Raw genomic sequence first — 12,125 nt, 5'->3', positions numbered from 1 at the left:
CAGTCAGGCGAGGCTTTACCGTGTCCATTCACCGCGCGAACTCGGAGCCCGTCCACCGGACTAAGAGCACATCCGGAATGGGGTTGTTGGGCTGCTTGGCGAGTGTCTTGTAGCAGGTCATGGCAGCAGATCCGGGCAGTAGGACTCAACCGCATCGGTCATGCCAGACAGCATCAGACAGGACGAGCGTCGTGAAAATCCTCAATCCTGCAACAACCCCATTCCGGATGTGCCCTAAAGCACCTGCCGCAGTGCGGCAATAATTTCCTGCTCAGCTTCGGTCCTGCACTGCACCGCGTGCCCGTCTCGCAGTGCCCGCAGTTCCCGCCATGCCCATTGCTGCAAGCCTTCGTCATCGAGATCCTCCGGAGCGGGGATGAGGTCGTTAAGGAGGTGCGCGACCACTCGCGGTCGGGCGCCTGCACGCATCCACGCAACGGTTGACGGGGTGGCGGCGCCGTATCGAACAGCCAGGGGCAAGAGCGAGAGCAATCGCTCGCTTACCGCGCCCAACTGCCATGGCCCATCAGGGTCGGCGGCCTTTCCCTCGGTGACGATCGCCCCGATGCCGCCAGCGGCCATCGCAATCCAGTGTTTGAATCCAGTGTCGACCAATTTCCAGGTTTTCGGGAGCGGGGACTGCGACGTTCGCTTCAGGTTTCCTCGCGGGTCTTTGTGTTCAGTGTGTTCGGCGATGGCGAGCAGTGGTGCTCCGGCAAGCCACGTTCGCAGCCCTGCATGCAGGGCCTGCCATGCGGCCGCCCGGGTCTTGTCGGATTCGGCGTGCACGCCTGCGAGGAGAGTCGATTTCAGTGGGTCTGGGGGCAGTGCAAGGTGCAGGCTGTGGCGGTCGATGCGGCTGAGCACTTGGATCATGAGGTCGCTCCAGTCTAGAAGCGATTGCGGGGCAGGGCGTTCGCGCAGTTCATGGTCGAGTGCGGCGTGGACTGCGGTCGCCGTGGGGAGGCTCATGCCTGACCGGTGTGCTGCCGCGGCCACCCATGCGGGACTGCCACGTTCGACCAGATAGGCGGTGCCCGCCGCATCGAGGGATTGGGCGGCACGGACCAGATACGGGCCCAGCGCCGGTTGCGCGGCTGCCCAGGTCCGGTGCAGCACGGCGCCTTGCGGTTCGCCTTGGGGCTGGTGGGACAGGATCGTGAGGGCGGTCTGTTCGTCCGCGGGCAGCGTCTGTACGTTCAGGGTCCCGTCGAGCGCCTTCGCGATCAGGCCGCCGAGGTGGCTTTCGACGATCAACGAGGCCTCCTCGTCGTCGAAGATCGGAGGTCGCGTCCCGGCAACCGCGCCGGCGTGCAGGTGGGAAGGGATCTGGAGCAGATGGTCGGGGACGAGGATGGCCATCGATCGGGCGGCGACGCTGGCTCTGCCGGTGCGTCCGATCGCATTGAGAAGTTCGCCCCTGCGTCGAACTTGGCCTGATGGATCGCCGTCGTCTTGGCCGCTGCCGACGGTGGTGCCGCCCAGTACGACGGCTGTCGCGGGGAGGTTGAGGCCTTGCGCCATGGTGCCTGTCGCGAACATGATGCTGGCACTGCCGTGCTCGAACGCGATTTCGCTGGCCCGTCGTTCCTCGGGCAGCATCGCGCTGGTGTGGACGCCCACGCCGCGCTCCAGCAGGATCTGGAGCGCTGAGGGGCCGCCGAGTTCGGCCGCGGCCAGCGTCAGCAGCGCTTGAATGTCAGGGCGGAGCTCGCTGGCGGTGTGGCGCCGCTGCGCGACCTTGGTTCCGACAGCGAACGGGTAGTGCTTGCTGCGGGGCAGGAAGGCCAGGACCCGGTGGTCGTTCTCGGCGAGGCTGTGCGCGATGTCGCCGACAGTCTGATTGACGTAGCCCTTGATGACGAGCTGGTTTTCCCGGTGGTAGGTCAGGGTGGTGGTCATGTGGGTCTTGATGCGCGCGAAGTCGTCCCGGCCGCGGCCCTTCCAAGTGCCTTGAAGTCCTCCGAGCAACGTCAATGTCAGCTGGACGGTGGTGTTCACACGATCGGGGCCGAGTTCTTGAAGGTTCTCTTTGCCCTCCGTGCGGGCCTGGTCCATGGCGGTGGTTTCGATTCCTGCGAGGGTTCGGAGGGTCCGGGTAGGCCGCCAGGGGTCGTTGACGACGATCGCGTCGATTCCAGTGGTACTTGAGAACCACCGTGCAAGGTCGTCGGGATTCGCGATCAGCGCCGACAGCAGCAGCATCCGCACCTGCGGTGCCCGATGCAAGATCTCGGCGATGACGAGTTCGGCAACGAGGGCCCGCGAGTCTCGCTGGCCGAGAAGGTGTGCTTCGTCGGCCACGCACAATTGCAGGTGCGCGAACGCATTCGGGTTCTGGCGCAGCAGAAGCGTGCATTTCTCGGGTGTCATGACTAGGATCTGGCGGTCCTCGATGGTCTCGAGCGCACCGGCTTCCAGAGGGCTGTACTCCATGCCGCCGGCGAACTCCCGCACCTTCGTGCTCGGCTGGTGGCCGAACGCCTCGGTCAATTGGCGCCGGATCTGCCCGGTGAGGGCGTTGGTCGGGGCCAAATAGAGCGCCCATCCGCGATGCAGCGCCTGGGCGATCGCCAAGTCCGCGACCGCGGATTTGCCGGCGCCGGTCGGCACCGTAACCACGGCGTGCGCGCGTGGCCCCGGGAGGCATCGCTGGGCGTACTCGGCGGCGGCCGGCCACAGCAGCGGGCGAGTCCGCGCCCGGTCCCGCTGGTAGTCCTGGAAGCGGCCGCCGTCGCCCGCGGGCGGGGGCACCGTACGCAAGGCCCGGTCGGTGGTCCCGCCGATCGCGGCCAGCAGCAGCACGGCCAGATGATGAAGGTCGGCGTGCGGCACTGCAGCGGCGCCGAAGGCGGCGTCCGACCGTTCGAGTAGCTCCACAATAGATTCGATGGCGTCCCGAGGACGGTCGCGGTCGGTGCCTTGGAATGCGAGCCATCGCAGATGCTCGGCTACGGCGTCACCGAGTTGGCGCATGAGTGCGCCCCGGGCACGTTCGCGGAGCGCCTGTGTGCGGTCGACCGGCGCCGGGGCGGCGGCAACGGGCAGCGCCCCGAGGGTCAAGTAGGAACGGACGACCTCGAGCAGCCATGCCTCGGATGTCGGCGGCGGCTCCGTGCCAGGCTGGGGCTCCCAGGTCGTCTGCTGTGCTGTCAATGCGGCGTTCGCGTCATACCCGGCGATGAGGTACAGCACCGCCGTCTCGATGCGCTCGTATCGCGCGCCGTCGCCGAACAGTCCCGGCAAGGCGGCGGGTGGCTCGAGCTCGGTGGCGATGTCGAGCGCTTCGGCAGCGACGAACGCGGACGCGCGAACGGTCACAGAGTCGAGGCCGGGCACGAGGATGAGGTGTGCTTCCAGGGCCGTGGCGAGGCGGCGCAGCTCCTCAACGGCGGGAGCATGGTCACGTAGCTCGCTGCCCAGCCGCCGTCGGCCTTCGGCCTCGAACCAGGCCCGGCTGAGCATACGGCGGACCTGGTCGTTGTCGAGTCCGTCCAGTTGCGGCAGCGCCCGCAGGAGCGCCGTGATGCCCTCGTTGAACATTAGAGGGTCACCTCGGTCACTGCAGTGCGCATCGCGTCGGCGACGGCGTCGAAGAACCCGTGGAAGTCGCTCAGCTCGACCGCGACCAGGCGGCGACGATCAGGTGGCGGCACGAGGGCCGCCAGGTGTGCGCGCTCGCAGTGGGGGTCGAAGTCCTCCGCGTAGGCGATCGCCGGCACGTAGCATCGGCTTCTTCGCCAGAGTGCGTTGGTCACCTGCGGCTTGATCGGCTCGGGCAGTACCGGCCGCAGTGCTGCGATCTCCTCGCGCAGTATGTATCCGTAGTCGCCGGCGTCGACTTCCTTGAAGAACTTGGCGGCGCTGGCCAAGTTGTTGGTGGCGTGTTTGCTGGAGGCCTTGCATTCGCCGATCGTCACAGCGATGTCGTCGCCGTCGTCGTAGATGGCCAGTAGGTCGATGCCGGGGATGTTCGGTCTGGGGTGGAGTTTCTTCACTGCGTGGACCGCTCCTGGCAGGAGGTTGGTGGATGCTCGGGCGCGGATGACCAGGAGTGCGTGACCGATGCCCTCAGCGATCCAGGGATCGCGCGCGGTGGTCTTGAACTTCTGCTGCTTCTCGGTGTCGAAGACGTTGTCGGCGCCGAGAAGGGCTTGGAGGTCGGCGGCGAGCTCGGCCGGTCCGTCAGTCCAGTCCTGGAGGAGTTCGTCGGTGATTCGTGCGTCGAGTCCGACGATGCCGGCGACGACACCGGTCAAGTATCTGCCCAGCGCCCGCACGGCGGCGGGTTTCTCGATGCCGTCGGCGATCAGGACGGTGTGGCTGGCAGGACCGGGAGCGGCCGTGAGGACGATGACGCGCTCCAGGTCGGTCAGAGCTTCGTCGATCAGCGCGGCCGGAGAGCGCGTTGGCTCTGCGTGAGCGTGATTCACCACTGTGTCACAGTACCGGAGCTGCCGCGCCGCCCTGAGAGCCCGCGGCATCATCCCCCGAATCGCGAGGAAAGGCATCGAATCCTCCCAGCGGCTCGGCCGTCACCGTTGGAAGGTCGAGCGCACGATCGCCTGGCTCGATGGCTTCCGCCCCTTGACCGTCCGCTACGAGCGCAAAGCTGCGCACTTCCTCGCCTTCGTCACTCTCGGAGCCGCCATGACCTGCTACAAGACACTCGCCAAGCAGCCCAACAACCCCATTCCGGATGTGCTCTAAAGTTCCAGGTCCTGATCGAAATGGAAGCCATTTCTATGTCGGTTTCGGGTGAGAACCTTCCAGATCGTTGATTCGGCGATGGAGATCTCTTCGACGGCGAGGTGCTCGCGGATGCGTTTGGGCCCCCAACCTGTGCGGCGTCGAAGGTCGCAGATCCTCGCCTCCAGGGCCGGGTCAGTGCGGTTCGGCTGCTCGGCCGAGTAGTCGCGTTCAACGCGGGCCCGGCCGAGCTGCGAGGGCAGAACCACGTTGCTGGTTAGGATCGCGGCCGCACGGTGGTCGATCTCGGGACGCCAGGCGGCATAGAAGTCGGTGGTCGTCGACGGCTTGGTGTGGCCGAGGCGGCGGGCAACAGCGACGACGTCCACGCCGCCGGCGACCAGCTCGGTCGCGGCGTAGTGGCGCAGCGCATGCGGGTGCGTCTTGATGCCGATCGCGGCGCCCATCTTCGCGAAGCGGTGACTGAAGTAGCTCTTCGATCCCGGCTGGGAGTGGTCGGGGGAGTAGGAGTGCAGATACTCTTCGCCGGTGACGGCAGCGCCTGCCGCCGCCAGGCGGGTCTCTATGCGAGCCCGTAGCGCCTCGAGGAGGCCCATCGTGGCGTGGTCGAGCGCGACCCAGCGGCTGGTGCCGTCGGTCTTGGTGGAGTCGACGAAGATCATGGAGCGGTTGAAGTCGACGTCCTGTAGCTGCCAGCGCAGGAGCTCGGAGCGTCGGACGCCCGTAACCAGCAGTAGCCAGACCATGGTGCCCCAGTCGGCGTCCATGTCGAAGGCCGCGGCGACGAGGCGGCCGACTTCTTCGGTGCTCGGCGCCTTCGGCCTGGGTTTGGAGGCCTTCGGCGCCTTGATGCGCTCGGCAGGGTTCTCCTGGATCCAGCGCCAGCGGTGTGCGGTGGCGCAGGTGCCGGTGATGATGCTGTGGATGGTCCGGAGCCTGCTCGCGGACATCCGCACGCACGTGTGCGGTTTGCAGCGCCTTCCGCAGGTGTGCCGGTCGAGTTCGGGGCCGCGCAGGATTCTGCTGTTGGCTCGGCCGCTCGGGTAGTGCTCGGTGGTCATCTTCTTGCCGCAGCGGATCTTGCACCTCAGCAGCGCCGCGTAGAGCCCTTCGGCGGTGGGGACGAGTTGCCGGTCGAGCTCTCCCATGGTGATGGCGCCGAGCACGGGGATGACGTGGTCTCGGGCGAGCTGCCGGTAGTCCTCGAGCGTGGTGGGGCTCAGTTCGCCGGCGTCGACCTCCGCTTGCCGCGAATCGAGCCACTTCCGCACGGCGACGGCGAACGTGTTGTTCGACAGCGGGGCCTTCCGAGCGTCGGCGAGAGCGACGAGCCGAGTGCGGGCCTTCTCGGCCTCTTTGGGGTCGGTGTGCGTCTCGGTCAGATAGTGTGGTTTGCCGGTTTCCGGATCGGTCCCGGCGTAGACGCGGACTTGGAGCGAGCCGCCCCGCCGGCGGATGCTGCCGCGGACGGGGGCCTTCTGTGAGCGTTGTTCGGCCATGCCTGTGAGCATCCTCATGGACAGGGGCATGGACAAGAGCTTGGAGAGCGACGGCGTGTCGGTGGAAAATTGGCCGTCTACCTGGGCGAACGTTGCGCGCCAGGCAGGATTCGAACCTGCGACCGTCGGATTAGAAGTCCGGTGCTCTATCCAGCTGAGCTACTGGCGCCCGGCGGGCTCGCTTGGCGGACGCCGCGCCAGCGCAAGAATACCCGGCGGTAGAGCGCGAACGAGTACGGGGCGTCGGAAGAACACCCCAAAAATGATTCTTCGCGACGCCCCGGAATTGCTGACCCAAGTCAATGAGTAGTCGGCGCAGGCTGGAGTGTCAAGCCGAGCGCGCCGTGTTGTCGCCAAGTTGTTACCAAGGCCTAAGTGGCAAGTCGTCGCCGTACGGTGCGAGATCGCTTGCGGTTCTTACCATTTCGACGCGGCCTCGGCGCGAAGTGCCGGCCGAGACGACGCCGTGTCGGTGCGGCGGGGGCGATTCACACTGCGTGACCTCGGCAATGGGAATGCTGTGTCACACTGGCCTCAGACGAACTGTGAGGAGCGGGCATGTCCGACCAGCAGCCACCCCGGAACGAGGCCGCCGATGCGAGCCGTGCACCGGTCGTCCTGAGAGGCATATCGACACGGGCCTGGGAGCATCCCGCCGACCGGGGAGCGCTGGTGGCCCTGCGCGAGCTGCGCGGCTTCGACGTCATCATGCGCCGGCTCTCGAGCATGGTGACCGAGCGCTCGCTCCGGCTCAGCTACCTCGGGTCGGCCATCCGGGTCGACCGGCACCAGTACGCCCGCGTCCACGAGGCCTACCTCGGGGTCGCCTCCGTCCTCGACGTCCAAGGGGAACTGCCCGAGCTCTACATCACCCGCAACCCCGACCTCGGCGGGATGTGCATCGGCATCGACCGGCCGCTCATCGTCGTCAACTCCGGCTCGCTCGAACTGCTCGACGACGCCGAACTGCGGTTCCTGCTCGCCCACGAGCTGGGCCACGCCCTGTCCGGGCACGGCCTGTACCGGACCCTGCTGATGGTGTTGCTGCGCCTGACCACCTCCGTCGCCTGGATCCCGGTCGGCGTGGTCGGGCTCCGGGTCATCACCGCCGCGCTCTCGGAGTGGAGCCGCAAGGCCGAGCTGTCGGCCGACCGGGCCGGCGCGCTGGCGGTCCAGGACCCGGCCGTCGCCGTGCGGTTCATGGCCAAGATGGCCGGCGGCGGCGACCTGACCGACGTGGACACCGCGGCGTTCCTGGAGCAGGCGGGCGAGTTCGAGTCCGGAGGCGACCTGCGCGAGAGCTTCCTCAAACTCATGCTGCTCGAGCAGCGCAGCCACGACTTCGCCGTCGCCCGCGCCGCCTCGATCAAGCGGTGGGTCGACGAAGGCGAGTACCGCGACTTCCTGGCCGGCGGCTACCCCAAGCGCGAGGAGGACGCGGACGCGTCGATCTCCGAGGAGGCCCGCGCCGCCGCGAAGTCCTACAAGGACGTCTTCGAGACCTCCGGCGACCCGCTGGCCAAGCTGCTGCGCAAACTCCGCGACAGCTTCTGAGCGGCCGTCAGCTCGCGAGCTTCTCCAACAGCAGCGCCTCGGCCACGCACACCCGCTCGAACATGCCGATATCGAGCGACTCGTTCGGGCCGTGCGGATTCGACAGCTGATCCTCCACACCGGTCACCAGGATGTCGGCGCCCGGGAACAGCTCCTGGAACGTCGCGATCATCGGAATCGAACCGCCGATGCCGATGTGGACCGGAGCGGTCCCGCCCCACGCCTCGGTGAAGGCCTCCTCGACGGCCTCGAAAGCCGGGCCGGTCGGATCGATCACGCACGGATCGCCCACTCCGGCTTCGGGAACGACACTGACCTCGGCGCCCCACGGGGCCCTGGCCGCGAAGTGCTCGGTCACCGCCTTCACCGCCGCCGCACCGCTGTCACCGGGGGCGAGCCGGAACGACACCTTCGCGCGGGCCTTCGGCTGCAACGCGTTCGCCGCCTCGGCGGCACCCGGAGCGTCGATGCCCAGCACCGTCGCCGTCGGCTTCGTCCACAGGCGATTCGTCAGCCGCCCGGTCCCGATGAACTCCGCACCGGGCAGCATGCCGACCTCCTCGCGCAGACTCGCCTCGTCGTAGTCCAGGTCGCTCGCCTCGGCCGACACCAGCCCTTCGACGGCCACATCGCCGTGCTCGTCGTGCATGGTCGCCAGCAGCCGGCACAGCGCCGTCAGCGCGTCCGGCACCGGGCCCCCGTAGACGCCGGAGTGGACCGCGCCCTTGAGCAGCGCGACCTCCACGTAGACGTTGATCACCCCGCGCAGCGAGGTCGTCAGCGCCGGGACGTCGGTGCGCCAGTTCGTCGAGTCGGCGATGACCACCACGTCGGCGGCCAGCCGGTCGCGGTGCTCCCGCAGCAGTCCCTCCAACGTCGGCGAACCGAACTCCTCCTCGCCTTCGATGAGGAGCTTCACACCGACCGGCGGTGCACCGCCGAAGGCCCGGAGCGCCGCGATGTGCGCCATCACCCCGGCCTTGTCGTCGGCCACGCCGCGCGCGTAGATCCGCCCGCCGCGCTCGACCGGCTCGAACGGGTCCTCCTGCTCCCACAGCGACAGGTCGCCGACCGGCTGCACGTCCTGATGGGCGTACAGCAGCACCGTCGGCCGCCCGTCCGGGGCCGGGAAGTGCGCGAACACGCTCGGTTGCCCGGGGCCGTGCCGGAGCTGCTCGACCTCGGCGGCCCCGGCCTCGGTCAGCAGCCGCGCCACCTCGTCGGCGCCGCGACGGACCGGCTCGTGGTCGAACCCGTCGAAGGCCACACCGGGAATGCGGACCAGTCGTTCCAGGTCGGCGCGCACTCCCGGCATCGCGGCGCGCACCGCATTCACTACATCGCTCATGGGCGGCAATGATAGGCCGCGACTAGACTCGGCCGCGTGCTAGAGCGTTTCAGGTTCGTCGTCTCGCCGCGCTGGCTGGGACTGACCGCCGCCGCCGTCGTCGTGGTGGCGGTCTGCGGGCTGCTGTCCCAGTGGCAGTGGGGCCGCGCCGAGCAGCGCGCCGAGGCCAATGACCGGATCGAGGCCGCCGGCGAGCCGGTCGACCTCGACGAGGTCGTCCCGGCCGGCGGCGCGCTCGCCGATGAGGACCGGTGGACGCTCGTCGAGGCCACCGGCACATTCGACGCCGACGGCGAGATCGTGCTGCGGGCCCAGACCAACAACAGCGTTAACGGATTCGAGGTCGTCACCCCGCTGGTGCTGGCGGACGGCACGGCGCTGCTGGTCGACCGCGGTTTCGTCGCCGGCGAGGGCTCCGGCGCCGTCCCCGACTACCCGGCCCCTCCCGCCGGCGCGGTCACCGTGGTCGGGCGGGTCTACGAGAGCGAGCCGTCCGGCGGCGCGGTCACCGTCGTCGACGACCGGTTGCAGGCGCGCCGGCTCAACCTCGACCGGCTCGGCGAGCACCTCGACTACGAGCTGCGCGGCGCCTGGATCGGCCAGACCGCACCGGCCGACGGCTTCACGGCTCTGGAAGAGCCGTCGTTCCGGTCCTGGCAGAACTACTCCTACGCCGTCCAGTGGGCCCTGTTCGCGGCCCTCGTCCCGATCGGCTGGGTCGTCCTGCTCCGCCGGGAACTGCGCGGCACGCCGGAGGACGAGGCCGTCAGATCCCCTCGGTCTGGATCTTCTTCGACGGCGGCTTGAAGTCCTCGACCGGTTCGCCCTCCAGGCCCTCCTTCAGGATCCGCCCGACCGTCTCCTTCGAGACCGACGAGTTCCCCCGGCCCACCGGGTTGAAGATGTAGTCGGGGTCGGCCATGAACGCCCCGACCGTCAGCTGCGGCGTGTACCCGAGGAACCACGAGGTCCGGTCGTTGTCGGTGGTACCGGACTTACCGGCGACCGGACGCCCCACGATGTCGCCGACGACCCGCGAGGTGCCCCACGGACCGCAGCCGGCGCCCTTGCGCTGCGTCTCGGTCACGCACCGGCCCGCGTCGGTGGCCGCCCGAGCGACGTCCTTGTCCAGCTCCTGATGGCAGCGCGGCTGGGCGACGTCCACCTCCTGGCCGTTCGGGTCGATCACCCGCAGCGTGGGCATCGGCTCGCAGTACTGCCCCTCGGCGGCCAGGGTGTTGAACACGTTGGTCATCTCGATCGGCTGCACGTCGGAGACGCCGAGCGTGAACGGCCCCCAGCCGCTGCGCCGCTCCTCCGAGGCGTAGTACGCGTCACCCTCGCTGCGCCATTGCAGGCCCATCCGCTCGGCCATCTCCACGGTCTTGTCGGCCCCGACCCGGTCGATCAGCTGCGCGAAGTAGGTGTTGACCGACATCCCGAATCCAGACCACATGTTCCGGTCCCCGGCCATCGACTCCGAGCCGTTCTTCGGGCACCACCGGCCGCCGCACGCCGTGGTCGCCGAGACGAAGCTCGTGGCCACCCGGTGCGGGGAGTGGATCGAGTAGTCGAGCGGATAGCCCTCGTCGAGGGCCGCGAGCATCGTGAACACCTTGAAGGTCGACCCGGCCTGGTAACCGCCGGTGTCGCCGCCGCCGAGCACCGGGTTGACGGTGTTGGGGTAGTTCCCCTTGCGGTTGTCGAAGCTCGGATTCGAGTGGGGCCCGTTGTCGGACTGGTCGTAGGAGTAGGTCCGGTTGAGCCCGAGGGCCTTGATCCGGCCGGTGCCCGGCTCCATCACCACCGCGCCGTGCGCGAGCGGGTTGTTCTTGCTCTTGGCGTCGTTGACGGTGTCGTTGGCCAGCTCCTGCAGGTCTGGGTCGAGCGTGGTGATGATCGTGTAGCCGCCGTGGCGCAGCTCCCGCTCCCGGTCGGCCGGCGTCTCGCCGAACGCGTCCTGGTCGCGCCACCACCGGCGGAAGAAGTCGCAGAAGAACCCGTAGTCGGTCGAGGTGCCGTCGATGCCGATGCACGAGTTCGGCGGGTTGTAGACGTCGAGCTCGATCGGCGCCCCCCGGACTTCGGAGGCGTCGCCGCGCGAGAGGTAACCCACCTCGACCATCCGCTCGAAGACCCAGTTGCGGCGCTCCATCGCCGAGCTCTGGTCGGAGGTGACCGGGTCGTACGCCGAGGGCGCCTGCACCAGCCCGGCCAGCAGCGCGGCCTCCTGCAACTCGAGCTCCGAGGGGTGCTTGGAGAAGTACACCTGCGAGGCGGCGAAGATGCCGTAGGCGTTGTGCCCGAAGTAGGCCTGGTTGAGGTACCGCTCGAGGATCTCGTCCTTGGTCAGCTGCTCCTCGACGGCCATCGCCAGCCGAGCCTCGCGCAGCTTCCTGGTGGAGGTCTGCTCGGTCGCCTCGATGACCTCGTCGATGGAGTCGGCGTTCAGCTTGAGCGCGCCGCGCACGTACTGCATCGTGATCGTCGAGGCGCCCTGCTCGACCGAGCCGGAGGTCTGGTTCGCGACCGCCGCGCGCATGATGCCGCGGTAGTCGACGCCGTTGTGGGTGTAGAAGCGCGCGTCCTCGGCCGCCACGATCGCCTGCTGCATCACCGGCGCGACCTCGTCGAGCGTGACGTGGCGGCGGAACTCGTCGTAGAACAGGCTCACCAGGGTCTCGCCGTCGGCGGCGTACACGTAGGACGTCAGCGGCGGATCGGTCTCGGCGACCTCCTCGGAGAGCACGTCGATCGCGTCGTAACCCGCCTTGGCGCTCAACCCCGCCATCGCCACCAAGGGGAACAGCAGCGCCGCTATCGCCAGACCGCACAACAGGCTGGTCCGGAGCAGGGCGTAAGCCCCGTCGGCGTGACGGTTCGGGCTTCCCGCCGCGGGGGAGCCGACGCCGGACATCTTTGGCTGGCGGGGTCGATTGCTCATATATACAGCCTAGGTCACACGGGCGACGGCGAGGAAGGAAACGCAGCTCGTTCTTTTAACGATTGTCTAA

General features: G+C 68.3%; 7 protein-coding genes, 1 tRNA gene and 1 pseudogene. 3 read left to right on the top strand and 6 right to left on the bottom strand.

All coding sequences use genetic code 11. The features are described from left to right. Positions 1-234 precede the first annotated feature (234 nt). Positions 235-3,543 (bottom strand): DEAD/DEAH box helicase, encoded by a 3,309-nt coding sequence (locus tag ACYVL2_RS00885; RefSeq protein WP_460539210.1) that lies wholly within the window; start codon positions 3,541-3,543, stop codon positions 235-237. Continuing rightward, a complete protein-coding gene (locus ACYVL2_RS00880) occupies positions 3,543-4,436 on the bottom strand; it encodes a hypothetical protein (protein WP_460539207.1) in 894 nt (297 codons plus the stop codon). The genes ACYVL2_RS00885 and ACYVL2_RS00880 overlap by 1 nt, the downstream gene beginning before the upstream one ends. A 13-nt stretch (positions 4,437-4,449) precedes the next feature. On the opposite strand from ACYVL2_RS00880, the pseudogene ACYVL2_RS00875 reads away from it, so the two are divergent. Continuing rightward, positions 4,450-4,710 (top strand): annotated as a pseudogene (locus tag ACYVL2_RS00875) (transposase); the annotation flags it as partial. Here ACYVL2_RS00875 and ACYVL2_RS00870 read toward each other — a convergent pair. Together ACYVL2_RS00870 and ACYVL2_RS00865 are read right to left on the bottom strand one after the other, a co-directional pair. Next, positions 4,707-6,209 carry a tyrosine-type recombinase/integrase gene (locus ACYVL2_RS00870; protein ID WP_460539205.1) on the bottom strand — a complete coding sequence of 501 codons (1,503 nt, stop codon included), beginning with the start codon at positions 6,207-6,209 and terminating at the stop codon, positions 4,707-4,709. The pseudogene ACYVL2_RS00875 and the gene ACYVL2_RS00870 sit on opposite strands and share 4 nt — an antisense overlap. A 95-nt stretch (positions 6,210-6,304) precedes the next feature. After that, positions 6,305-6,378, bottom strand: a tRNA-Arg gene (locus ACYVL2_RS00865). A 389-nt stretch (positions 6,379-6,767) separates the two neighbouring features. Between ACYVL2_RS00865 and ACYVL2_RS00860 the strand changes: the two genes are divergently transcribed. Continuing rightward, entirely contained in the window at positions 6,768-7,763 is a 996-nt protein-coding gene (locus ACYVL2_RS00860) for a M48 family metallopeptidase (RefSeq protein ID WP_460539203.1), read from the top strand. A 7-nt stretch (positions 7,764-7,770) separates the two neighbouring features. Here the strand turns inward: ACYVL2_RS00860 and ACYVL2_RS00855 are convergent, their stop codons facing one another. Beyond that, complete coding sequence (locus ACYVL2_RS00855; protein WP_460539201.1) at positions 7,771-9,111, bottom strand: M20/M25/M40 family metallo-hydrolase; 1,341 nt, start codon at positions 9,109-9,111, stop codon at positions 7,771-7,773. A 36-nt stretch (positions 9,112-9,147) separates the two neighbouring features. On the opposite strand from ACYVL2_RS00855, the gene ACYVL2_RS00850 reads away from it, so the two are divergent. Beyond that, complete coding sequence (locus tag ACYVL2_RS00850; protein ID WP_460539199.1) at positions 9,148-9,918, top strand: SURF1 family protein; 771 nt, start codon at positions 9,148-9,150, stop codon at positions 9,916-9,918. Here ACYVL2_RS00850 and ACYVL2_RS00845 read toward each other — a convergent pair. Further along, complete coding sequence (locus ACYVL2_RS00845; protein ID WP_460539197.1) at positions 9,878-12,055, bottom strand: transglycosylase domain-containing protein; 2,178 nt, start codon at positions 12,053-12,055, stop codon at positions 9,878-9,880. The genes ACYVL2_RS00850 and ACYVL2_RS00845 overlap by 41 nt on opposite strands. Positions 12,056-12,125: the final 70 nt, after the last annotated feature.

This window comes from Glycomyces halotolerans (assembly GCF_054779575.1).
The sequence above is the reverse complement of the archived record's forward strand: the minus strand, read 5'-3'. Positions and strand labels throughout refer to the sequence as shown.